This window comes from Myxococcus sp. MISCRS1 (assembly GCF_026626605.1).
Lineage (GTDB): Bacteria > Myxococcota > Myxococcia > Myxococcales > Myxococcaceae > Myxococcus > Myxococcus fulvus.
This window is the reverse complement of sequence record NZ_JAPNKB010000001.1, coordinates 9,076,970-9,100,734: the sequence shown is the minus strand read 5'-3', so window position 1 is coordinate 9,100,734 and position 23,765 is coordinate 9,076,970. Positions and strand designations below refer to the sequence as shown.

The following is a 23,765-nucleotide window of genomic DNA, read 5'->3' as shown; positions in this document are numbered from 1 at the left end:
GCCCTTGCGTTAACGCAGGGCGCGCTCCCGTGCACGGGAAACGCAGGAGGGCTCGGACGCCCCCCTCGTCACCGCGTCGTCGGGGGCGACTCGAAGCGGTGGGGGGCGAAGAGCCCGGCCCGCTCGTGGTTGCGCACCCAGGGTCGCTCGCCCTTGTCCAGGGACACCGTCTCCTTCAACAGCCCCTGCTCGTACTCGTAATGCTGCTGGATGCGGTAGGTGTCGAAGGGCGCGAAGGAGCTCAGCTCCGGGTGGAACACCAGCTTCGCCTCCCGGAATGCGCGGTCGGTCGTCCCCTCGCCCGGGCCCAGCGTGGAGACCAGCTTCAGCGCCACGCTCCCCGAGGACTCCACCGCCCCCAGGTCGACCCGGAAGAACATCGTCTGCTCCCGCGGACCCGCGCTCCCGTCATAGTCCGGGTGCCGCCGACGCAGGTGCTTCACCGACTCCCAGTGGTTCCCGAAGCGGCGCTGCTCCACCGTGAACTCGTAGTCGAACGCCGGCACCCGCTTCCACGCTCCCTCCTCGAAGCGCTCCGCCTGCGCCTCGCCCACCCACAACAACGTGACCTCCGGCTCCGGCCCCTTCTCCGCGCGCAAGGGCAACGCGCCCGGAACGGTGCTGGCGCAAGCAAAGGTGAACAGCAACCACGCGACGACGACCCAACGCTTCATGGGAGGCAACCTCCTCGGACTCGATGGCGCGACATGCGCGAGCCCCACCATGCGTCCGTCCTCCCCCATCAACAATGCGAGGAAACGCAACCCATCGTTGTAGAATCCGCAACGATGAACCTCAACCACCTGACCGTCTTCCTCGCGGTGGCGCAGACGCGCGGCTACACCCAGGCCGCGAAGCGGCTCGGCGTGGACAAGGGGCACGTGAGCCGGGTGGTCCGCGCGCTCGAGGCCGAGCTGGGCGTGGTCCTGCTCACCCGGACCACCCGCGCGGTGGCGCTGACCGTCGCCGGAGAGCAGCTCCTTTCGCGCATCGCCGAGCCCCTCGCCGCGCTCGAATCCGCCACGACCTCGCTGGAGGACCGGCCCGTGACACCCTCGGGGCTGGTGACGGTGACGACGACGCCGGACCTGGGCCGCACCGTGGTGGCTCCCCTGGTGGCCGCCTTCCGCGCGCGCTACCCGCTGGTCCGGGTGCGGCTCGTCCTGGAGTCCTCCGTGGTGGCGCTCGCGGCGACGCGCTCGGACCTGGCCCTGCGGGTGGGCACGCTGCGCCCCGGGCCGTACAAGGCACGCAAGCTGGGCACCCTGGAGGCGGGCTTCTTCGCCTCGCCCCGCTACCTGGCCTCACGCGGGAGCATGAAGTCCGTGAGCGAGCTGGCCCGGCATGACGGCCTGTGGCCCTCCACCCAACCGGGGCGCAAGAGCTTCGCCGCGAAGAAGGACTCGCCTCCCGCGGCCGTCGAGTGCGAGGACTTCGGCGCCCTGCTGGAGCTGGCCCGGAACGCGGGCGGCGTGGCGCTGTTGCCCACGTTCCTCGCCGCGCGGGACGTGGCGCAGGGAACGCTCGTTCGGGTGCTGTCGGACCTCACCTTCCCCGGCACCCCACTCTCCCTCGTCACCCTCCCCGAGCGCCCCCTCGCGCCCCGCGTGGTCGCGATGCGAGACTTCCTCATCGAGCACGTTCCGACGGCGCTCACGATGAAGCCCCATTGAGCCTTCGAGCCCCATGTCCGACGAGATCACCCAACAACAGATGGTGGAGCAGCTCCGCGCGCTCGGCGTGCGCGAGGCGGGCGTGCTCCTGGTCCACACGTCCTTCCGGGCCGTGCGCCCCGTGGAAGGCGGTCCGCTCGGCCTGGTGGCCGCCCTGCGCGCGGCCCTCGGACCTCGCGGGACGTTGGTGATGCCGACGATGACCGATGGCGAGTCCGTCTTCGACCCGCGCTCCACGCCCACCACGGACATGGGCATCACCGCGGAGCTGTTCTGGCGCCAGCCGGGCGTGGTGCGCAGCACGCATCCGGGCGGCTCGTTCGCCGCGGCGGGTCCCCACGCGGTGGAGATCTGCCGTCCCCAGCCCCTGTCTCCGCCGCACGGCCCCGACAGCCCCGTGGGTCAGGTGCACGCGCTGGGTGGACAGGTCCTGCTCCTCGGCGTGACGCACAGCGAGGACACCACGCTGCACCTCGCCGAGTCGCTCGCGGGTGTGCCCTACTCCATCTCCCATCCCTGCGTCGTCGAGGTCGACGGTGTCGCGAGCACGGTGGACATCGCCGAGACGGACCACTGCTGCATCGGCTTCCGCCGCGCCGACGCGTGGCTCCGGGCTCGGGGACTGCAACGTGAAGGCAAGGTGGGCCACGCCGACGCGCGACTGGCGGACGCGCGGGACATCGTCGCCGTCGCGCTGGAGCAGCTCGCCGCGGACCCGCTCGTCTTCCTCTGCGGGCCAGACGCCGGCTGCGAGGAGTGCACGCTCGCCCGTGACAGCGTCTCGCGCTGAGTGCCCCGCACCCGGAAGCACGGCGCCCGACGCTCGCGCGCCCGAGTGAGCACAGGCGATCACCCCGGGTGTCGCCGAAGCGACAGGCACCAACTCCCGCGCGGAATGCACGTGCCACGCGCGCCCGAGTGACCTCAATAGCTGCGCGCTTCGAAGCGCGTCAGCATTGGGGGAACAAGGATGAAGAAGAATCGTGGGAAGGTCGGCTGGGTGTTCCTGGCCACCAGTCTTGCCATGGCGCAGGGGGCCTGCTCGAAGAGCAAGGACAGCGGCCCGAACATCAACCAGAACCAGACGAAGGACGGCCCCGCGGACCAGGGCCCGGACCTGCCGCGCCTGACGGGTGGCGACAGCACCCGGGGCCAGCAGGTGTTCCGCTTCGAGACCTTCGGCAACGAGGGCTTCTGGACGGACGCGGTGCGCCTGCCCGCGGGCATCGTCGCCGCGCGGCTCACCCCGGTGCAGGCGCTGCAGGCGGGCCTCAGCGTCAACGTGGACGCGCTCGATGACGCCACCAAGGCCGCCGTCGCGGCGGAGCTGGCCTCACAGGGCACCAGCGGTCCGCTGCTCAATGACCCGGCCACCACCGTGGCGCTCATCAACGCCAACGCGGTGATTGGCGTCGTGGTCAAGGACACCAACGGGGACGGCAAGCTGGACGTCGCCAGCGGCGACAAGGTGGGCGTGTCCTGCGCGCTGTGCCACGCCATCACGGATGGCTCGGTGGTGAAGTCGACCAACAACCTGGGCGGCGGCTCCGTCGGCAAGCAGATCGACGGCCCCACGCCGCACAACCTCAACGTGGGCGGCATCTTCGCGGTGGCGGCCAACACGCGCGCGCTCTACCCGCTCCTCCAGGTGAAGCTGACCGCCAACGGCGACAAGTCCATCGGCCGCGCCCCCTCGGAGCAGGGCCTCACGGAGAAGTCCACGGAGGCGGAGGTCGACGCCTTCGTCAGCAACCCGGCCTTCTACCCGCTGGGCTCGTTCGACGACGCGCCGGACGGCACGGGCGCGCAGCAGCACATCGCGTCGTTCTTCCGCACGGACCTGGCCGCGCCCTGGGGCACGCCCGGCGACATCGCGCGGCTCGAGAACTTCAACAACCTCGTCTACACCGTGCTGCTGGACCTCACGAGCCTGGTGACGCCCGGGGGGCGCACCTTCCTCCAGGCCCTGGGCGGCAAGGCCGCGGGCACCGAGCTGGCGGACGACTACCTGGCCATCCTCAAGGAGACGCAGGTGGTGGGCAAGGGAGGCGTGGTCGGCGAGGGCTTCCCGTACATCACCGCGACGGCCGTCCCCGCCGACCAGGTCGGCACCGAGGCCGCGCCCGTGGGCCTGCGCGTGGACGAGAGCGCGCTGAGGGACCTCAACGCGTACACCGACAGCCTCCAGGCGCCCGCACCGGTCGCCTTCGACGCCACCCGCGCCGAGCGTGGGCGCGAGCAGTTCACCGCGCGCTGCACCAACTGCCACAACGTGGACCAGAGCAAGCGCGTCCCGTCCTTCATCGTGCCGATGAAGAGCATCTACCCGGGCTACAACCCGACGGTGCTCGCCGAGCGCCCCGTGGAGCCCGGCATCCGGACCATCGCCTTCGCGCCCATCCAGGACGACCCGACCACCATCTTCGACGACAAGACGGTCATCGTGGAGGCCAGCCGCCGCGGTGAGCCGCGTGGCTCCGCCCTGCCCCTGCTGTTGGACCTGGGGCGCAAGGACCGCTTCCTCCACGACAGCGAGGTCGCCGGGCTGGACTCGCTGCTGGACCCCGCGCGCGGCGACAAGGCACCCCACCCCGTCTACGTGCAGGACGCCACGCAGCGGGGTGACCTGGTGGAGTTCCTCAAGAGCCTGTAGCCGCGAGTCCAGCGGGCGTCAGTCGCCTTCCACGTCCCGCTTCAGCTTCGACAGGAGGCCCACCGCCTCCCGTGCATAGGGGGAGATCCACCGCTCGTGGATCTCCTGGAAGGGCGTGACGTCGAGGTAGTTCCAGCGCGTGCGCCCTTCCTTCACCGCGATGACCAGGCCCGCGCGCTCCAGCACCTTCAGGTGCTGCATCACCGTGCACCGGTCCAGCGAGCCCTCGAACCGCTCGCACAGGTCCCCCGTCGTCCGCGGCGCCTCCTTCAACAAGTCCAGCATCGCCCGCCTCCGCGAGTCCGCCAGCGCCTTGAAGATGAGGTCATCCCGCTCCGCCCTCGACATGTTATAATTCTATAACATATTGTCCGGCCGAAACCCAGCGAGAGGAGCAACGAGATGGAGCCCAGGTTCCAGGTGCAGCTGAAGGTCCAGAAGCCGGTGGCGCAGGTGTTCGACGCGGTGGTGGACCCGCGCAAGCTCAGCGGCTACTTCGTCCAGACCGCGAGCGGGCCGCTGGTGGCGGGCACGACGGTGAAGTGGAGCTTCGCGGAGGTGCCGGGCGAGCACGACGTCGTCGTCCGCGAGGTGGAGAAGGACGCCCGGCTCGTCTTCGAGTGGGAGGCGGGCCCGGGCGGCTATCAGATTCGGGTGGAGATGCGCTTCACGCCCATCGATGCCGGCAACACCATGGTCCAGATTCGCGAGTCCGGCTGGAAGGACACCCCGGCGGACGTCCAGGCGTCCTACGGCAACTGCGGCGGCTGGATGCACATGATGTCGTGCCTCAAGGCCTACCTCGAGTACGGCATCAACCTGCGCGCGGGCGGAGCGATGTGAGCGGGCCCGTCGCCCGCCCACCCGTCAAGGCGACGACTACAGCGAGGGCAGCACCTGCGCGTCCTTCAGCCGGGGGGCGCGCAGGTCCTTCGGGGACATGAGCGGCTCCGTCACCGGCCAGGGGATGGCGAGGTCCGGGTCGTCCCACGCGATGCAGCGCTCGACCTCCGGCGCGTACAGCGTGGTGCACTTGTAATGGAAGTCCGCGGTGGCGCTCGTCACGCAGAAGCCGTGCGCGAAGCCCGGCGGAATCCAGAGCTGCCGGCGGTTCTCCGCGGACAGCTCCACGCCCACCCACCGGCCGAACGTCGGCGAGCCGCGCCGCACGTCCACGGCCACGTCGAACACGCTGCCGGCGAGCACCTGCACCAGCTTCCCCTGCCCCTGCGGCTCCTGGAAGTGCAGACCGCGCAGGGTGCCCTTCGCCGAGCGTGAGTAGTTGTCCTGCACGAAGGGCCCGGGGATGCCGGCGTCCGCGTAGCGCTTCGCGTGGAACAGCTCCATGAAGAAGCCCCGGTCGTCACCGAAGACCTTGGGCTCGAGCAGCAGCAGCTCCGGAATCTCCTGGGGGATGACCTTCACGACACCGCCCCCCGGTTCTCCGCGACGGCCAGCAGGTACTCGCCGTACTCGTTCTTGCGCATCGGCTCGGCGAGCGCCACCAGCTGTTTCGCGTCGATGTAGCCCATCCGGTACGCAATCTCCTCGGGACACGACACCTTGAGGCCCTGCCGCCGCTCGATGACCTCGATGAAGTTGGAGGCCTCCATCAGCGAGCTGTGCGTGCCCGTGTCCAGCCACGCATAGCCGCGCCCCATCAGCTCCACGTCGAGCTGGCCCCGGCGCAGGTACTCGATGTTGACGTCGGTGATCTCCAGCTCGCCGCGCGGGCTCGGCTTGAGCTGCGCGGCGATGTCGAGCACCTGGTTGTCGTAGAAGTACAGCCCGGTGACGGCGTAGCTGGACTTGGGCTTCGCCGGCTTCTCCTCCAGGCTCACCGCGCGGTTCTTCGCGTCCAGCTCGACGACGCCGTAGCGCTGCGGGTCCTTCACGTAATAGCCGAACACGGTGGCGCCGGAGGACGTGCGGCGCGCGGCGTCGCGCACCAGGTTGCTGAGCCCGTGGCCGTAGAAGATGTTGTCGCCCAGGATGAGCGACACCGGGTCCTTGCCCACGAAGTCGCGGCCGATGATGAACGCCTGGGCCAGGCCCTCGGGCCGGGGCTGCTCGGCGTACTCGAAGCGCATGCCCCACTGCGAGCCATCCCCCAACAGCTCCCGGAAGCGCGGCAGGTCCTGCGGCGTGGAGATGATGAGCACGTCGCGGATGCCCGCCAGCATCAGCGTGCTGAGCGGGTAGTAGATCATCGGCTTGTCGTGCACCGGGAGCAGCTGCTTGCTGACCACGCGGGTCAGCGGATACAGCCGGGTGCCCGAGCCGCCGGCGAGGATGATGCCCTTCATGTCCACCTCTCCACGTCAGTGCCCCCGCGCGGCCTTCCACGTGGCGTGGAAGCGCGCGAGCGACTCGGCCAGCTCCAGGGGCTTCGCCTCGAGCTGGGTGCGAACCTTGTCCGTCCTCAGTCCCCCCTTCAGCGGACGGGGGCTGGGCAGCTTCAGCTCCGCCATGCGCGTGGGGACGATGAGCTTCGGGTCGAACCCGAACACCTCGCACAGCGCCCGGCCGTAGGCCACCCGGTCCACCACGGCGGCGCCGCAGGTGTTCCAGACGCCGCCGAGCTTGCGCTCTCCCAGCTCCACCAGCATGGCCGCCACGCTGTCCGCGAGGCTGGGCGAGACGACCTGGTCCTCGAAGAGCTTCGCGGGCTGGCCCTTCTCCAGATTCGTCACCAGCCACGCGCCGAAGTTGAGCCGCCCCTCCACCGGAGGCCAGCCGTACACCACCGCCGTCCGGGCGATGGCGCAGCCGGGCGCGAGCACGCGCGCCGCCTGCTCACCCATGTGCTTGGTCACCGCGTAGACGCCGCGCGGGTTGGGCACGGCGTCCTCGTCGTACGGGCCCGCCTCGCCGTCGAAGACGTAGTCGGTGGACACGTGCACCAGGTGCGCCCCGGCCTTGCGAGCGCCCCGCGCGACGAACTCGGTGGCGCGCACGTTGCCCGCGTAGGCGGCCTCCGGGTCCTTCTCGCAGGCGTCCACCTCCGTCATGGAGGCGCAGTGGATGACGACCTCGGGCGCCGCGGCCTCCAGCGCCGAGGCCACCTCCGCCTCGCGCGTCAGGTCCACCGCCACGTAGCCATACGCGCCGCCGGTGCGCCGGGGACCTCGCCCCAGGCCCACCACGGTGTGGCCGCGCTGCTCCAACTGCAGACAGGCGCGGCTGCCCACCAGTCCATTCGAGCCCGTGACGAGCACACGCATGTCACGCCCTCCCCTGGAGGCGGTGCTGGTACTGCGTCTCGAAGTACTGGCGATACGCGCCGCTCATCACGCGGCCCCACCACGCCGGGTGGTCCACGTACCAGCGCACCGTCTGGGCCAGGCCCTCCTCGAAGGTGTGCGCGGGCGTCCAGCCCAGCTCCGCGCGAATCTTCGACGGGTCAATGGCGTATCTCCGGTCATGTCCCGGCCGGTCCTTGACGTACTGGATGAGCGACTCGGGCTTGCCCACGAGGCCGAGGATGGCCTTCACGATGTCGATGTTGCGCCGCTCCGCGCCGCCGCCGATGTTGTAGACCTCGCCCGCGCGGCCCTTCTCCAGCGCGAGCAGCAGCGCCCGGCAGTGGTCCTCCACGTGGAGCCAGTCGCGCACGTTGGCGCCGTCGCCGTACACCGGCAGGGGCTTGTCGTGCAGCGCGTTGACCACCATGAGCGGGATGAGCTTCTCGGGGAACTGGTAGCGGCCGTAGTTGTTCGAGCAGCGCGTCACCACCACGTCCATCTTGAACGTGTGGTGGTAGGCGAGCGCCACCAGGTCCGAGCTCGTCTTGCTGGCCGAGTACGGGCTGGAGGGGTTGAGCGGCGAGGACTCGGTGAAGGCGCCCGTGGGGCCGAGCGAGCCGTAGACCTCGTCGGTGGACACCATGACGAAGCGCTGGATGCCGCGCGCGCGGCTGGCCTCGAGCAGCCGCTGGGTGCCCAACACGTTGGTGGTGACGAAGACCTCGGGACCGAGGATGGAGCGGTCCACGTGGCTCTCGGCCGCCAGGTGCAGCACGGCGTCGATGGCGTGCACGGACATCAGGTGCTCCACCAGCTCGCGGTTGCCGATGTCGCCGCGGACGAAGACGTGGCGGGGGTCGCCCTCCAGGTCGGAGAGGTTCTCCAGGTTGCCCGCGTACGTCAGCTGGTCGAGATTGAGCACCGTCCAGTCGGGTCGCTCGCGTCGCAGGTACCGCACGAGGTTGGAGCCGATGAAGCCACACCCTCCTGTCACCATTACGTTCATGTGCCGCGGGCCTCGGGTGCTCAGAGAGGGTGCCTGCGTATCGGAGAGGTTCTTGACGGTCAAGGCGCCAGGGGCCTCGGGCTTGTGTGCTCCCCCTCGCGGCGCTAAGGGAGCCTCCGCGTGAGTGAATCCAGACGCAGCCCCCCGACGACGGGTCTCCCGGCGGTCCACCAGCTCCTGCCCCGGCTCGCCTGGGGCGACGCGGTGGGCAACCAGGTGCGCTACCTCCAGGACCTGCTGCGTCGCTGGGGCCACGCGTCGGACATCTACGCCGAGGACTGGGACGACGCCTGCAAGGACCAGGTCCGCCCCGCGCGCGAGTACGCGAAAGACGCCCGCCCGGACTCCCTCCTGCTGGTGCACCACAGCTTCCAGTCGCGGCTGGTGCCGCTCATCGCCCGGGCGCCTGGTCGCAAGGTGCTCGTGTACCACAACGTGACGCCCGCCCGGCTGTTCGAGGGGTTCGAGCGGAAGGTGGCCGCCGCGTGCGACGCGGCCCGGGAGGAGCTGCTGGAGCTGCGGCCGCACATCGAGCGGGCGTTCGGCTACTCGCGCTTCAGCGCGGAGGAGCTGGTGGCCGCGGGCTACGGCTCCGTGGCGACGCTGCCCTTCGCCATCGACTGGAGTGCGTTCGACACGGCCCCGGACCCGGCGCTGCTCGCGGAGCTGGGTGATGGGTGCGCGAACGTCCTCTTCGTGGGACGCGCGGTGCCGAGCAAGAAGGTGGATGACGTGCTGCGCGTCTTCACCGCGTACCAGCGGCTGTACCAACCGAGGAGCCGACTGGTGGTCGCGGGGTACCTGCATCGGGACGGGGCCTATGGTGCGTATCTGCACGGGCTCAAGGAGGTGCTCGGCGCGGAGCGGGTGCTGTTCCTGGGGCGCGTGAGTCCGGCGCAGCTCTCCGCGTGCTTCAGGACGGCGTCCGCGTACCTGTCGATGAGCCGGCACGAGGGCTTCGGTGTGCCCTTGTTGGAGGCGATGTACCGCGACGTGCCCGTGGTGGCGTATGGAGCCGCGGCGGTTCCGGAGACGATGGGTGGCGCGGGGCTGGCCACGCTGACGGATGCGCCGGAAGAGGTGGCGCAGTTGCTCGCCGTGCTGGACCGCAACCCCGCCCTGCGCGCGGAGGTGCTCCAGGGACAGCGCGCCCGGCTGGCGTCGCTCTCACAGGAGAGCGTGGCCGAGCAGGTGCGCCAGGCGTTCGAGGCGCTGCTCACGGCGCGCCCGAGCGGGCCCTCGCTGGGACACGAGAAGGCTGCTGTCGACGTGGTGTGTCCCGCGTTCACCGTGCGCCCCGAGGACGCCTCGTCGCGACTGGCGCGGCGACTGGTGGAGCGGTTGCCCGGAGCACGGGTGCTGGCGTTGCGGCCTCGGGGACAGGAGGCGTCCACCACGCTGGGGCCCGAGGACGTGGAGGGGGTGCCCGTGTGGCACTTCACGCCGGACCAGCCGGTGAGCCCGGGCCCTGATGCGCTGCCTGGGTCCTCGTCGCTGGAGACCGCGGCGCGCGTGTCCGCGGCGCCGGTGGTGCTGTTGGGAGTGGAGACGTTGGTGGCGCAGGCGCTCCTGCCGCACGTGGGAGCCAGGGCCTGTGGCACGCATGTTCCGTCGGCGCCGTCGACGGTGTTGGAGCCCGCGCGTCGTCAGTTGGAAGCGCGGCTGGTCGCCATGGAGCCTGCGCATCCGGAGCAGGCCGTGACGGCGTTGGTAGAGGCACTTTCTTCTGCCCGAGGTGGCTCGAATGCGCGCTGAGGACTTGTTGACCCGGGCGCCCTCCGCCGAGACGGTGGCGAGGGAGACCCAGAAGCTTCCGGAGCCCTCGGACGAGGCGAGGGAGTCGCTTCGCCAGGTGCTCGAGGCGTCCGCGAGGCCGGCGGTCACCACGCCCTGGCCCGCGCTGCTCACCGAGGCGCGCGGGAAGATGGACAGTCGCTACGCGGGCCCGGTGACGTCGCACCGCGGCGGCGTGACGGGGCCGGCGCTGGTGCTGGCGAAGCGCGCCTTCCGGCTCGTGTTCCAGCCGTTCATCAACGAGGCGCTGCGCAAGCAGGTGGAGTTCAACGAGTCCATCCTCGATGCGCTGGCGACGATTCACGACGTGCAGCGTGAGCACGCTCGGACCCAGGCCACCTGGCGGCAGGACGTCGAGCGGCGGCTCGCGCGCATCGAGGAGGCCGCGCGCGGAAGCGGCACGCAGGCGCAGTCCGCGTCGGCGCAAGGCAACGCGCGCGAGGTGGCTCAGGACGCGCCTGCGTTCACGTCACCGCAAGGCAGCGACGCGATGGATTCGTCTCGGACGTCGGAGCCCATCGCCAAGGGCACCGGCGCAGCCACGCCACGTCCGTCCGCCGACACTTCGCGACGTCGCCGTTCGGGTAAACGGTAGCCCTTCGCTTCCGAGGTCTTCGTGCGCATCTGCCTGGTCCGCCGAGCGCTGCCTGTCAGCCCCGCCGAGGGCATCGGCCACCATGCCCTGCCGATGAGCCGCGCGCTCGCGGCCTCGGGCCATGAGGTGCATCTGCTCACCGCACCGCATCCGGCCCTCGAACAGACACGGGCGCTGCTGCCCGGCGTCCGCATCCACACCGTACCGTCCGAGCTGACGCCGGGGTTCGCGGGGGCCTTCCCCTTCCCGCCCCTGCGTCACTCGATGGCGGTGTATCTCGCGCTGCGCGAGCTGCACGCGAGCCACCCCTTCGACGTCATCGAGTTCCCCGAGTTCGAGGGAGAGGGCTACTTCTCGCTCCGCGCCCGACGCACCCTGGGCCACTTCGCTTCCGCCGTGCTCGCGGTGCGGCTGCATGGCCCCACCCACGAAGCCCGTGCGCTCAATCGCGTCGCCACGATGGACATGGGCGCGGCCCAGCTGGAGCACCTGGAGGACACGTCCATTCGCGAGGCGGACCTGCTGCTGTCCCCCACTCGCGCCCTGCTCGCGCAGGTGAGCACCCGGCTGAAGCTCGACACACGGGGTGTCGTGGTGCCCCCGCCGTTCGTCGCGCGAAACGACGCCTCCCCGACCCGGCGCACGCAGACGCCTCGGCCACGCGTCGTGTATGCCGGCCGGCTCGAGTATCGCGCGGGCCTCCACCTCCTCATCGAGGCCATGCAGGCGCTCTTCGAGCGAGGCGTGGACGCGGAGCTCCGCCTCATCGGAGACGACACCGAGACCGGCCCCTTCGGGCGCTCCTTGCGTGGCTGGCTGGAGCGGCAGGTCGCTCCCGCGTGGCACGAGCGCATCCACTTCGACTCCGCGCTTCCCGACGCCGAGCTGGCAGCGGCATTCGCCGCGACCACCGTGTGCTGTATCCCAGCGCCCTCGGGGCCAGTTCCGGATGCCTGTCTCGAAGCGATGTCCTCCGGCGTGCTCGTGGTCGGCGACGATGCGAGCGGACTGGCGGACCTCATCGAGGACGGCCGCAGCGGCCTGCTCTTCCGCTCTGGCGACGTGGGACAGCTGGCGGCCACGCTGGAGAAGGCACTCACCCGCCCCGAGCTTCGACAGACGGCACAGCGCGAAGCCCCGCTCCGTGTCGCCGACGTCCACGCCCCCTCGCGAGTCGTGAAGCAGTGGGAGACCGCCGTGGAGGGCGTGGCGCACGTGCGAAACCACGTGCTCCCCCGACCCGCTCGCGAGCGGTCCGACACGCCACGCGTCTCGGTGCTCCTGCCCTACTTCAACATGGGGCGATACCTGCCGGAGACGCTGCGCTCCATCCGCGCGCAGACCTTCACGGATTACGAAATCCTCCTCGTGGACGACGGCTCCACCGAACCGGAGAGCATCGAGCTGCTCGACAGGGTCCAGGCACCCGACCTGCGCATCATCCGCAAGCAGAACGGAGGACTGAGCTCCGCCCGCAACGCGGGTTTGAAGGCCGCCCGAGGGCACTACATCCTGCCGTTGGACCCGGACGACCTCATCGCCCCGACCTTCCTGGAGAAGTGCCTCACGGTGCTGGAGGGCACGCCGGGGCTCGGCTACGTGACGTCCCTGGTGACCTACTTCGTCGAGGACGCCACCCACGTGACGGGGGGCTGGGCTCCGTGGGGCGTCGAGCGTGACGCGCTCTGGGTCGCCAACGTGGCCTCCACCTGCACCGCGCTGATGCGGCGCAGTCACCTGGAAGAGGTCGGCGGGTACGACGAGTGGCTCACCGGCTTCGAGGACTGGGATGTCTTCTGCTCCCTCGCGGAGCGGGGACTCGGCGGCTCCGTCATCCCGGAGCCCCTGTTCCAGTACCGGCTGAGACAGGACTCGATGACGCGGACGTCGATGGTGGGAGACCGCCCTCCACTGATGGCCTACCTGCGTCAGAAGCACCCACGCCTCGCGCTCCACCCCGAGCGCTCGCTGTGCATCCTCCAGGGCGAGGCCCTCAAACTGGAGTCATTGGCGCTCGCCAGGGCCGCGGAAGCAGCCCCCCGTCCCCTGCTCGACAAGGTGGTCGACCGGGTGAACGGGACGCTGAAGCGCCTCGACTTCGTCCACCACGCGCTGCGCGGCGTCGCGACACGCGTGGTGGGGACGGAGGACACCTCGCGCCCGCTGCGTCAGCAGCTCGTGGACCGCCTGCGCGGTCGGCGCTGAAGGACACCCGGAGGACACCGTGACGTGTCCTCTCCGGGCACCGCCGGTTCAGCGACGGCTGAGCCCCCACTGGCTGGTGGTGCGAACCACCTGCTTCATGCGGGGATGCACGGCCGGCATCCGCTTGAGGGTTCGGTTGAGCAGGTCCACCAGCGAATAACGGATGGGCCGGACCTCCTCGCCCTCCGGCGTCAATCCGGCCGCGGCGACCTTGAGCATCCGGTGCACCACGGGCACGCGCTTCAATGCCCGGTTGACCTTGTCCACCACGTCGTAGCGCAGGGGCGCCTCGCTCGCCGCCGCCGTCGACACCGCCTCGGTGGTCGCCGCGTGGAGCGCGTGCTCCGGCTGGGCCAGCAACAGGAACATGGCCAGCTGCGTACCCGCGGGCAGCGGCCGGGGAAGGCCCTGGTGGAGCTGGTACAGGAGCTCCAGGTGCCGGTGCCGGTTGACCCCGGTAATCATCGAGCCCTTGCGCCGCCGGTAGTGGAAGTGCAGCGCGTTGGTGACCAGGAATCGGCTGCCCGAGTGGGCCAGCCGCAGGTAGAGGTCCCAGTCCTCGTAGCTCGTCAGCTGCTCGTTGTAGCGGATCCGCTCGAACACCGAGCGGCGCATCAGCGACGTGGCGCACGCCAACCGGTTGGCGACCATTCCAAGGGATGGGCAGTCACCGATGAAGAGCGCGTAGTCGATGAAGCGACGCTGGGCCCGCGCTTCGTCGGAGTCGAAGTAGCCCGTGGACGGCACCACCACGTCGAACTCGCGGTGACGCTCGAGCGCCTCCACCGCCATGCGGATGAAGGTGGGGCTGATGCAGTCATCCGCGTCCAACGGCAGGATGTAGTCGCCCGTCGCGGCGCGCAGGCCGATGTTGCGCGAGGCCGGCAGCCCTCGATTGACCGGGTTGCGGATGAGCTTCACCCCGCTGTCACCGGCGCGGATGGCCTCGTCGATATGCGCCAGCACCTCGTGGTCGAACGCCCCCGTGGAGGCGTCATCGACGATGATGACCTCGATCTCCGGATGGTCGCTGTCCGCGATGCTCTCGAGCGTCTCCGGGAGGAAGCGCCCCAGGTTGTGGTTGGTGATGAGCACGCTGACGCGAGGCCTCCGCTCGTCGGGCGGGTTCCCGGTCCGCTCGGGCTTCGGCTGGGGCCGCTCCCAGTACGGCGCGTCCGCCGTCCACTCCACCGGATGGAGCGCACCGGAGCGCCACGCGCGCTCCATGGCATCCACCAGCCCCTCCACCGAGCCATCGAAGGTGTGGCAGTTGACGCCGTCCACGAAGGGGCTGCCCGGGGCGAAGGCCACGCACGCCGCGTTGAGCACCAACGTGGCGCCCGCGCTGGCGGCCTCGTACGCGGTGAGGTTGAGGGACTCGTAGGCGGACGGGATGACGACGATGCCCTGTCGCATCAGCGCGTCCCGGTCCTTGCTGGGACCGGTGAAGACGAACCGCGGACGCAGGTCCTCCGGAATCAGCGCCTGGACCTGGGCCAGGTACGCCGCGCTCGCGACGTGGCAGGCCAGCACCGCCTTGCCGCGGTACTCGGAGCAGCGGCGCATGAAGGCGGCGGCTCCGCGCACGAAGACGTCCGCGCGCTTGATGCTCTGCACCTTGGTCACGAACAGCAGGTCCGGCTCACCCTCGCCTCGCAGCGGCACCAGCTCCCGCTTCGGCGCGACGGGCGGAAACTCCCGGATGACCTTGTCCAGCCAGCCACGCGCGAAGCCGTAGTGTGAGCAGTTGAGCTCGGCGACGCCGGGGATGTGCGCGACGACGAGGTCCGCGTCCAGCAGCGCCTTGCGCTCCAGCTCGTACTGGCCCAGGTGCTCGCGCCCCGGCAGCTGACGCTCGAAGGGCGCCAGCATCCCGGCCGTCGAGTGCAGCCGCACCACCATCCGCGCGCCCACGAGGCCACAGCCGAGCAGCTTCTCCTGGATGGCGCAGAAGCCCCAGCCCCGGTAGTCCGGGAACTCGATGACCTCGAAGTCGATGCCCTCGGACTCCAGCCGGCGCAGCTCGAGCAGCAGCTCCATCGATTGGGCATGACAGGAGGTGTCGGTGAAGGCCCCCGGAGGCGGATAGACGCCGCCCTCGTCGATGCTCGTCTCCCAGTCGGCGCGCGGCGCGGCGCGGTGCGCTCGCACGCGGCCCTGGAAGTGCTCCTCCACCTCGCGTGGGTTCAACGTCGCGTTCGACGGGAAGAGCAGGTGCAGCTCGATGTCCGCGTCGCGCTGGAGCGAGTCCTCGACCAGGTTGTGGAGGACCCGTCCGATGCCTCCCGCGGTGAAGGGATAGAGCTCGTCGGTGACGAGACAGACACGACGCGGGCTCATGACTGAACGAACTCCCCCAGGACGTCGACGGCCTCCGCCATCAGGGCGCGCGCGTAGTCCGCCATCATCCCCGCCAGCTCCTCGGGCGCACGCTCGCGCAGCGACACCACCTGCTCGATGGCCGCGGTGACGGCCTCCACCGAGTCCACGCCGGCGATCTGCGAGAGCCGCTGATAGGGATGCGCGTCCAGCGCCCCCAGGCTCAGCGTGCCATGGACACACGGGATGCCCAGCGAGAGCGCCTCCAGCGCCGTCATCGGCTGGCACTCCGACAGCGAGGCGTTCAGGACGATGTCGCACCGGCGCACCAGCTCGAACAGCTCCGTGCGGCTGGGGCGCGCGACGTGGTGGATGCGGCGGCGGGCCTTGAGCGCCTCGGGCAGCTTGTAGCTCGCGGTGACGTAGACGTCGTCGATGCGCGTGGAGGCCTGGCAGGCGAAGAGGTTGGTGAAGAAGTTCTTGCGCCAGTCATTGGGCGTGGGGATGAGCGCGGCGCGCGTCATCCGCCGCGTCGGCGAGGTGCGCTCGGCGTCCGACACGCGCGGCGGCAGGTTGATGACCGTCTTGGGGAAGATGTCCGAGGACAGCAGGTGCATGCCCGGCTTGACGGTGGCCACCTCGTCGATGACGCCGCGCCGCTTCAGGTCCACGAGCTGCGCGAAGTAGTCGAGCTCCAGCGAGTAGTGGAACTGCGCCGACGAGCCGTGCCACAGCGAGAGGATGCGCACCGACGAGCCCATCGTCCGGCGCAGCAGCACCATGAAGTCGCGGGCGTTGGGCGAGTACGAGTGGACGATGACCGTGTCACAGCCGCTGCGCTGCACGAGCTCCAGGGCCGCGCGCAGCTCCCGCTCATCCAGCGTGCGCTCGCAGGCGATGGCCAGCTTCTGACCCGGCATGTAGCCGGCGGCGGCGCGGATGCCATGCCATTCCTGGTGGAAGACATGCATCAGCTTCCCGAAGCGGGGCATGATGGCCGCCCAACGCGTGTCCAGCGGCGCGTTGTGGAGGAAGCCCGGGATGCCCGCGGGCGGGGTGTACGCCGTGGGCGCGTCCGGGAACGCGACGCGCGAGGCCCGCAGGCGCGCCAGGTCGTCGGACAGCGCCTGGAGCCGCTGGCGGCGCGCGAAGCGCTCGGTCTCCGCCGCCAGCCGCGCGGTGAGCTCCTCCACCTTCGCCTCGGCGCTCGTGGCCGCGGCCCCCGACAGCGACTTGCTGGCCCGCTCCGCCCACGCCAGGAACTGGGGCATGGCACGCTCGCGCAGCGCCTCCAGCGTCACCGGCCGCGACTCGTCCCGCGGCGACTCCGGCCCCGTGAGCTGGAAGTAGCGGCGGCCCTCGTCACCGTGGCGCTTGAGGACATAGACGTCCTGGCCGTCCACCAGACCGGGCCCGTGGTGCAGATCCCACCCCTGTGGCAGCAGGTCCGCGAAGGCGTGGAGCCAACCGCCCGGGTGCTGCGAGGCGTCCCACACGCTCGTGGGCACCAGCGGGTTCTCCACCAGCACCAGCACGCCATCCGGCGACAGCAGCCGCCCCAGGCGTTCCAGCAGGCTGGAGATGCGGTCCCCCGGCGTGTGCAGCAGCGTGGCGACACTGAAGACCACGTCGAAGCGGCGCTCGCCCACCGCGGTGAGCGGGTCCTCGCCGAAGAAGATGCGCTCCTTCGCCAGTTGCGGCGCCTCGCGACGCAGCGGCTCCGTCATGGACTCGGAGGCGTCATACCCGTGGTACTGGACGTGCGAGAGCCGGGTGACATAGGCGGCGTGACGACCGAAGCCACAGCCGAGCTCCAGCACGGACAGTGCACGGTCCAGGCGCTTCTGCTCCGCGCGGATGAGCGTGCTCAGCACCCGCTCCTGCTGACCGTAAATCCTGGCGCCCTGCGCGTCGGCGTTCCCCGCCTCCCACTGCGCGCGGCCGGCGGCCGGCGTCCACAATGGAAGCCCCTTGCTCATTTGCGTCGAGTCCCCGCTGGGGCGCTCGCTCTTGATGTCTTTGTACATAGGCCGTTGAGAATTGACGCCGCCTACATGGACCGAGGGTCCGTTTCCAGCGAAGTTCGGTAAGTCCTGCAACCATTCCCATGACTGGCGGCGCTCAGGCAAGGGACGTGCTGGCAGTGAAGGGTAAAAGCCACGAGGTGCGCCCAGTCGCACGGGCACCTGTCTTATCCGACGCATCCGACGCCCGCCTGGCCCACATCCGAGCGAGCGGGCCGGGCGAGTGCCTCACTTGACGGCGGCGCGAGCGCTCCCGACGTCTGGCGTCAGCAGGTATTCAAGCAGCAGGTCCACCTGTTCCTCCCAGCTCGTGCGGCGCACACGCTCCGCCGCGCGCGCACCGATTCGCGCGCGCAGCGAGGCATCCGTCACGGCCGCGCGCAGCCGCGCGAGCACGCAGCTCACCGTCGGCGCGGACAGCAGACAGTTCTCCCCGTCCTCCAGCAACCAGTGGTTCGCGGGATTGTCATTGGTCACCACCGTCACGCCACACGCCATCATCTCCAGGGGCAGGTAGGACGGGTGGCGGGTGAACATGAAGCACAGACCCACGTCGCATTCCCGGTAGAGCGCCGCCGTGCGCTCCGCGGGCAACACGCCCAGGTTCGTCACCAGCCCGCGGACGCCGTAGGACTCCGGATGCCACTCGGCGCCCGCCGTGACGATGTCCACCGCCGGGCCCAGCTCCCGCTTGAGCCGCGCCAGCGCCGCCAGGCCCAGCTCGAAGCCGTTGCGCTCGTTGCCGGGCCGTCCGTAGAAGAACACCCGCACCGGGCCCTTGCGCGCCGGACGCCGGTCATGGAAGAGCGCCGAGTCCACGGCGGGCTCGAAGGCGAAGCCGTCCATGCCATGCAGCGCCTTCACCGTGTCGCGCAGGCCCGGCGTGTTGAAGATGCCCAGGAGCCCCAGCTGATAGGTCTGCTCCGCGAGCGCGGACTGGGTGCCGGCCGCGAAGAACATCGGCTCGTAGTCCTGCACGAAGTACGCGCGCACCGCCGCGCGCGGGTGGCTCAGCACCGGGTACGCGGACGTCCAGTACGTGGCGATGGCCAGGTCGCACTCGGGTAGCTCCGACAGCGCGGACGCCCCCGCCAGCACGCGGAAGGCCCCCGCCGCGCCGGGGAACACGGTGGCCGCCCTGGCCTCGAAGTCCCCGGGGCTCGCGCCCGGCTTGTCGTAGACGACGAAGTCGCTCTGCACGCCGTGACGCCGCTGCATCAGGTCCGCGAAGCGGAACAGCGTGTGGATGCCCGCGTAGACGTGGCCGAACGCGGGGATGAACCAGGTGGCCGTGCGCACCTTCCCCCGCGCGCGCAGGGCCGAGAGGGCCGCTCCCGCCGACTCGCGGGACGCCGCCGCCTGCTCGGGCGTGAAGTCCAGCTCGCCCAGGTGCTCCACCAGGTGGCGCTGCGCCCGCGCCCGCGCCTCCATCGCCGGGTCCTGCGCGCTGGGCACGTCGTGCGTCAGCGTGCGCAGGGCCAGCGTCTCGCCCGTCTCCGGGTGACGTCGGAGCGAGCAGTCCGTGCCGAGCAGCGAGAGGTTCGGGTTGTAGAACGGGTCTCCGCGCTCCCCCAGCCAGGGCCGGTAGGACACGTAGGACCACCAGTAGTCGGACTCCGGCACGGCGTCCGCGCGGCGGCTGGCGGACTCGTGGTGGATGAGGCGCGCGTGCGGCGTGTACACCACGCGCAGGCCGCGCTGGTTGAGCCGCAGGCCGATGTCCACGTCGCTGCCGCAGACCTGGAAGCGCTCGTCGAAGCCGCCCAGGCCCTCGAAGACGTCGCGCCGGAAGATGACGCACGCGCTGGTGACGGACAGCCAGTTGCGCGTCCACTCGGTGTGGCCGAACGGCGTGGAGATGGGGCCATCCGGTAGCCGCCAGAACGGGTGGCCCGCCATGCCGGTGATTCCCACCACCGCGCCCGCGTGCTGCACCGTGCCCTCGGGGAAGAGCAGCTTGCAGCCCACCGCGCCCACCTCGGGCCGCTGCGCCTGCGATACCAGCTCCGTCAGCCAGCCCGGGTCCACCACCTCCATGTCGTTGTTGAGGAAGAGCAGCAGCTCGCCCGTGGCCTGCTTCGCCGCCCAGTTGTTGATGGCCGGGTAGTTGAAGGGGAAGTCCCAGGTGAGCTTCACCAGCCGGGGGTCCGTCAGCCGCTCCAGGAGCGCGAAGGTCTCCGGCTTCGTGCTGTTGTTGGAGACCAGCAGCACCTCGAAGTGCGGATACGTCGTGCGCGAGAGCAGCCCCGGTACCAGCAGCTCCAGCAAGTCCGGCCGGTCCTTGAACGGGACGATGATGGACACCTTCGGCGTGCCCTTCACCGGATAGCGAACCCGGTACTGCGTGGGCGCGGGGCTGGACACCTCGGCCGCCTCGCCCTTGCGCGCCAGGTGCTCGCGCAGCGCGCGCTCGCCCGCGTCCGTCGCCTTCGAAAGCCCCGCCGCCTGGCTGGAGAACGACGCCGGGTTGGCGCGCCAGTGGTACAAGAGCTGGGGCACATGGCCGATGCCGCGCGCCGCCTCGCTCAGCCGCAGCATCAGGTCGAAGTCCTGCGAGCCGTCGAAGCCCTCGCGCACGCCCCCCACCGCCTCGATCAACCGCCGCCGCGCGAAGAGGAAGTGGCAGACGTAGTTCACCGAGCGCAGCAGGTCCGGAGACCAGTCCGGCTTGAAGAACGGCGCCGTGCGCCGGCCCTCGGAGTCCAGCCGGTCCTCGTCGCTGTAGAGGACCTCGAGCGAGGGCTCCGCCTCCGCCGCGAGCACCATCCGCGCCAGCGCGTGCGGCGCCAGCGTGTCGTCGTGGTCCAGGAAGCCCACCCAGTCGCCCGTCGCCACCGCCAGGCCCGCGTTCGTCGCCCGAGCGATGCCGCCGTTTTGCTCCAACGTCACCACGCGGATGCGCGCGTCCCCCGCCGCCGCCTCGCGCAGCATCCCCGCCACGTGCGGCGCGGTGCTGGCGTCGTCGACGAGCACCCACTCCCACTCCGTGTAGAGCTGCGCCCGCACGCTGTCCGCGCACTCGCGGAAGAAGGACTCGGGCGTGTTGTAGACGGGCGTGACGAGCGTCACCCGGGGCCGCGAGGACAGCGTCCCGAGCGCCTCGCGCGCAGCCTCCAGGTCCGCCGGCTCCCGGCCCGCGCACCAGCCCTCGTAGTCACCCAGCTCCGGGGGACGGGGCGCGGGGGTGCGCGTGCCCAGCACACCCGCCAGCGCCAGCACCGCCTGCTCGTTGAAGCGCGTCTGCCGACGCAACAGCTCCGTCCACAAGGGCGCCCCCGCGCGCAGCGGGCGCGGCAGGGCCTCGGGCCGCAGCGGGTCGTTGTGCTCGACGAGCCCCGCCACCCACCGGGCGCCCGTGGCCTCGTCGGGCGGCGTGGGGCTGGCCGCCGCGACGACGGCCTCCACCATGGCCGCGTTCCAGGCCGACTGTCCCTTGAGCAGCCCCTCCAGCACGGGCCCCGCCGCGGACAGGTACGAGCGCTTGGCGGCCTCCACCACCGAGCCCAGCGCGCCGCCCCGGTGGGAGCGCGCCACCCGCCAGCGCGTCGGGTCCGCCTTGGGCGCCAGCTGTGCGCGAGCCCAGGCCGACACGTCCTCGCGCAGGCCCAGCGCGCGGTGCACCGTGAGGTACTCCAGCACGCGCACCACGGCCTTGTTGAAGTCGGCCTGGGGACGCAGTGACTCGACGTGGAACGGGTGCAGTCCCTCGATGAAGGCGCGCTTGGTCGCCGTCACCACGCGGCCCAGCGTGGCGCGGTGCGAGTCCGGCACCGCGAACTCGTGCGGCACCGCCAGCCGCGAGGCCTCCTGCAGCGGGGACAGCGCGTGCGCCCCCTCCGGCCGGGCCCGGTAGAGCTGCTCGGTGAGCAGCCGCAGCGCGCCCTCCAGCGCCGTCACGTCCTCGCAGGCCCCGGGCAGACACGGGCGGCGCGCCTCCAGCAGCGAGCGCACCACGGCCACCATCCGCGCCAGCTCCCCGGCGCCCGGCGCCGCGTCGGGCGCCTGTGAATCACCGGCGAGCTTCTCCAGCACTGTCTTCACCGCCGTACCGCCTCTCTCGTTCGCGTGCCGGCCGCACGGATACGCCCCCTGACGACTCCCGCCAACCCGAATGACTCAGGGACGGCCGCCACCCGCGAGCGCGGGGGCGAGCTGCACCGCGACGGGCTCCACCACCCAGTGATGGGCCGGACGGAACACCCCGCGCTCGGCCACCGAGGAGCTCACCTCGAAGGTGCAGCGCTCGCGGGACACCCCTTGCGCCGTGCGTGCCGACACCACACACACGTACGTGCCCGCCAAGAGGCCCAGCCTCTCCAGCACGAAGCGCATCCGCCCCGAGGACGGCAGCTCCTTCGGCAGCGGCACCGACTCCACGCGCGTGCTCGTCTCGTAGAGCGCCCGGCCCTCGGGGGACTGGAGCGACACCTCGAACTCCAGGTCCGCGCACGGCCCCTGGACGGAGAAGTCCACGCAGACCTCCACCGCCACCTCCGGGGACAGCCGCGCCACCTCCGCGCCGCCCGGCGACGTCAGCCGCAGGCCGGACAGGCGCACGGGGCCGTCCTCGACGGGCACGTTGACCTGGGGCAGCGCGCCGCCGTCCTCGGTCAGCGCCGGCGGCGTGAAGGTGGCGGACTGCGCCTCCGCCAGGGCGATGGCCTGCTTGTACTCGGCCACGACGTCCGAGGGGCGGCCCACGCGGCGGATGTAGCCACCGTCGATCCAGGCGACCTCGTCACACCACTTCTCCACGGTGCCCAGGTCGTGCGTCACCAGGACGATGGTCTTCCCGCGCTTCTTGAACTCCGTCATCTTCGCGAGGCTCTTCTTGCTGAAGTGCTCGTCGCCCACCGCGAGAATCTCGTCGACGATGAGGATGTCCGGGTCCACGTGCGTGGCCACCGCGAACGCCAGGCGCATGTACATGCCGCTGGAGTACGTGCGCACCGGCTCGTCGATGAACTCGCCCAGCTCGCTGAAGGCGATGATGTCATCCATCCGCTCGCGCACCTCCGTGCGCGACATGCCGAGGATGATGCCGTTGATGAGGATGTTCTCCCGGCCGGAGAAGTCCGGGTGGAAGCCCGCGCCCAGGTCCAGGAGCGCGGAGATGCGGCCGTTGATCTCCATCACCCCCGAGGTGGGCGTGTAGATGCCGGTGATGAGCTTGAGCAGCGTGCTCTTGCCGGAGCCGTTGCGGCCGATGATGGCCACCGTCTTGCCGCGGGGGATGCGCAGGTTGATGCCGCGCAGGGCGGTGATGAGCCCCCCCTCCTTCGGCTTGTTCTTGCCGCGCAACCAGCGCAGCAGCTCGGACTTGAAGGTCGTGTACTCACCCCGGATGGTCCTCTTCCGGAAGCTCTTCACGACATCGCGCAGCACTATGGCGTCGAGGGGTTCCTGCATGGCGACGGCTCAGATGGATTCCGCGAAGTCCTCGCGGCGGGATTCGAAGAGGACGGACGCGCCCCACAGCAGCACCACCGACACGACGGCCAGCGCGGCCAGCGGGCCCGCGTCCGGCAGGCGGTGCTCGTAGAAGATGGCCTGGTACGACAGCATCAAGCTGGCCATGGGGTTGGCCATCAGGATGGTCGTGCGCAGGCTCTCGTCGTGGATGGTGCTCGCCTGGTACAGCACCGGCGTGAGGAAGAACCACATGGTCAGCACGTTGCCGACGATGTGCTGCAGGTCCCGGAACGACACGTTGATGGCCGCGACGATGTACGTGAGCGCCAGCGTGAAGATGAGCTGGATGAGCACCACCAGCGGGAACGCGATGACGTGCCAGGTGGGGTACTGCCCGTAGATGAGCCCCAGGGTCAGCATCAGCGGGAGCGACAGCACGTAGTTGCTCAGGTTCGTCATCACCACCGTGGTCGGCAGCACCTGGGCCGGGAAGCGCACCTTCGTCATCAGGTCGCGCCGGTCACTGATGGCGCTGGCGCCCGCCGTCAGCGACGAGGTGAACCAGATCCACGGCAGCAGCCCCACGAACATGAAGTACGGGTAGTTGGGGATGTTCTGCCGCATCACCATGGTGAAGAGCAGCGCGTACACCAACATGTGCAGCGTGGGATTCAGGAACGTCCAGAGGAAGCCCAGGAACGAGCCGCGGTAGCGGGCCTTGAGCTCACGCTGGACGAGGCTGAGGAGCAGGCCTCGGTATTGGTACAGTTCTCGGACGAGGCGAATCATGAGGGGGCCCTTCATATAGCAGGGCCCGAGTGCGTGCGAGGCAAGCCATA

At 70.5% G+C, this 23,765-nt stretch carries 18 protein-coding genes; 7 read left to right on the top strand and 11 right to left on the bottom strand.

All coding sequences use genetic code 11. The features are described 5' to 3' along the window. Positions 1 to 68: 68 nt before the first annotated feature. On the bottom strand, positions 69 to 674 hold the full coding sequence (locus OWM54_RS36625) for a hypothetical protein (RefSeq protein WP_267700383.1): 606 nt from the start codon (positions 672 to 674) through the stop codon (positions 69 to 71). Between the two features lie 114 nt (positions 675 to 788). Between OWM54_RS36625 and OWM54_RS36620 the strand changes: the two genes are divergently transcribed. The 3 genes from OWM54_RS36620 (at position 789) to OWM54_RS36610 (ending at position 4,326) form a co-directional block, all read left to right on the top strand. After that, positions 789 to 1,673, top strand: a complete 885-nt coding sequence (locus OWM54_RS36620) for a LysR family transcriptional regulator (RefSeq protein WP_267700382.1) — start codon at positions 789 to 791, stop codon at positions 1,671 to 1,673. Positions 1,674 to 1,686: 13 nt separating this feature from the next. After that, a complete protein-coding gene (locus OWM54_RS36615; protein WP_267700381.1) occupies positions 1,687 to 2,463 on the top strand; it encodes an AAC(3) family N-acetyltransferase in 777 nt (258 codons plus the stop codon). A gap of 180 nt (positions 2,464 to 2,643) precedes the next feature. Beyond that, on the top strand, positions 2,644 to 4,326 hold the full coding sequence (locus OWM54_RS36610) for a hypothetical protein (RefSeq protein WP_267700380.1): 1,683 nt from the start codon (positions 2,644 to 2,646) through the stop codon (positions 4,324 to 4,326). An 18-nt stretch (positions 4,327 to 4,344) separates the two neighbouring features. Here OWM54_RS36610 and OWM54_RS36605 read toward each other — a convergent pair whose 3' ends face one another. Then, positions 4,345 to 4,674, bottom strand: coding sequence for an ArsR/SmtB family transcription factor (locus OWM54_RS36605; RefSeq protein WP_223785375.1), 330 nt, complete (start codon positions 4,672 to 4,674; stop codon positions 4,345 to 4,347). A gap of 54 nt (positions 4,675 to 4,728) precedes the next feature. Here OWM54_RS36605 and OWM54_RS36600 point away from each other — a divergent pair, with 54 nt between their 5' ends. Beyond that, positions 4,729 to 5,169 carry an SRPBCC domain-containing protein gene (locus tag OWM54_RS36600; RefSeq protein WP_141324597.1) on the top strand — a complete coding sequence of 147 codons (441 nt, stop codon included), beginning with the start codon at positions 4,729 to 4,731 and terminating at the stop codon, positions 5,167 to 5,169. 36 nt (positions 5,170 to 5,205) lie between these two features. Here OWM54_RS36600 and rfbC read toward each other — a convergent pair whose 3' ends face one another. Genes rfbC through rfbB form a run of 4 tightly spaced genes read right to left on the bottom strand, consistent with a single transcriptional unit; the run spans position 5,206 to position 8,577 of the window. Next, positions 5,206 to 5,751 carry a dTDP-4-dehydrorhamnose 3,5-epimerase gene (gene rfbC, locus OWM54_RS36595; protein ID WP_267700379.1) on the bottom strand — a complete coding sequence of 182 codons (546 nt, stop codon included), beginning with the start codon at positions 5,749 to 5,751 and terminating at the stop codon, positions 5,206 to 5,208. After that, positions 5,748 to 6,632: a glucose-1-phosphate thymidylyltransferase RfbA gene (gene rfbA, locus OWM54_RS36590; RefSeq protein ID WP_223752191.1), complete on the bottom strand. Its 885-nt coding sequence runs from the start codon at positions 6,630 to 6,632 to the stop codon at positions 5,748 to 5,750. Before rfbA ends, rfbC begins: the two co-directional genes overlap by 4 nt. A 15-nt stretch (positions 6,633 to 6,647) precedes the next feature. After that, positions 6,648 to 7,550, bottom strand: a complete 903-nt coding sequence (locus OWM54_RS36585) for an SDR family oxidoreductase (RefSeq protein ID WP_267700378.1) — start codon at positions 7,548 to 7,550, stop codon at positions 6,648 to 6,650. Between the two features lies 1 nt (position 7,551). Then, complete coding sequence (gene rfbB / locus OWM54_RS36580) at positions 7,552 to 8,577, bottom strand: dTDP-glucose 4,6-dehydratase (RefSeq protein WP_046714716.1); 1,026 nt, start codon at positions 8,575 to 8,577, stop codon at positions 7,552 to 7,554. A gap of 120 nt (positions 8,578 to 8,697) precedes the next feature. On the opposite strand from rfbB, the gene OWM54_RS36575 reads away from it, so the two are divergent. The 3 genes from OWM54_RS36575 to OWM54_RS36565 are packed head-to-tail and all read left to right on the top strand — an operon-like array spanning position 8,698 to position 13,171. Next, a complete protein-coding gene (locus OWM54_RS36575; protein WP_267700377.1) occupies positions 8,698 to 10,332 on the top strand; it encodes a glycosyltransferase in 1,635 nt (544 codons plus the stop codon). Beyond that, on the top strand, positions 10,322 to 10,966 hold the full coding sequence (locus OWM54_RS36570; RefSeq protein ID WP_267700376.1) for a hypothetical protein: 645 nt from the start codon (positions 10,322 to 10,324) through the stop codon (positions 10,964 to 10,966). Before OWM54_RS36575 ends, OWM54_RS36570 begins: the two co-directional genes overlap by 11 nt. A 21-nt stretch (positions 10,967 to 10,987) precedes the next feature. Beyond that, complete coding sequence (locus OWM54_RS36565; RefSeq protein WP_267700375.1) at positions 10,988 to 13,171, top strand: glycosyltransferase; 2,184 nt, start codon at positions 10,988 to 10,990, stop codon at positions 13,169 to 13,171. 48 nt (positions 13,172 to 13,219) lie between these two features. Here OWM54_RS36565 and OWM54_RS36560 read toward each other — a convergent pair whose 3' ends face one another. From OWM54_RS36560 to OWM54_RS36540, 5 genes are all read right to left on the bottom strand, one after another. Further along, entirely contained in the window at positions 13,220 to 15,511 is a 2,292-nt protein-coding gene (locus OWM54_RS36560; protein ID WP_267700374.1) for a glycosyltransferase, read from the bottom strand. Next, on the bottom strand, positions 15,508 to 17,469 hold the full coding sequence (locus OWM54_RS36555) for a methyltransferase (RefSeq protein ID WP_267700373.1): 1,962 nt from the start codon (positions 17,467 to 17,469) through the stop codon (positions 15,508 to 15,510). The genes OWM54_RS36560 and OWM54_RS36555 overlap by 4 nt, the downstream gene beginning before the upstream one ends. Before the next feature lie 273 nt (positions 17,470 to 17,742). After that, positions 17,743 to 21,555 carry a glycosyltransferase gene (locus OWM54_RS36550; RefSeq protein WP_324289167.1) on the bottom strand — a complete coding sequence of 1,271 codons (3,813 nt, stop codon included), beginning with the start codon at positions 21,553 to 21,555 and terminating at the stop codon, positions 17,743 to 17,745. 75 nt (positions 21,556 to 21,630) lie between these two features. Beyond that, complete coding sequence (locus OWM54_RS36545; protein ID WP_267700372.1) at positions 21,631 to 22,923, bottom strand: ABC transporter ATP-binding protein; 1,293 nt, start codon at positions 22,921 to 22,923, stop codon at positions 21,631 to 21,633. A 9-nt stretch (positions 22,924 to 22,932) separates the two neighbouring features. Further along, positions 22,933 to 23,715: an ABC transporter permease gene (locus tag OWM54_RS36540; protein ID WP_223785385.1), complete on the bottom strand. Its 783-nt coding sequence runs from the start codon at positions 23,713 to 23,715 to the stop codon at positions 22,933 to 22,935. Positions 23,716 to 23,765 lie beyond the last annotated feature (50 nt).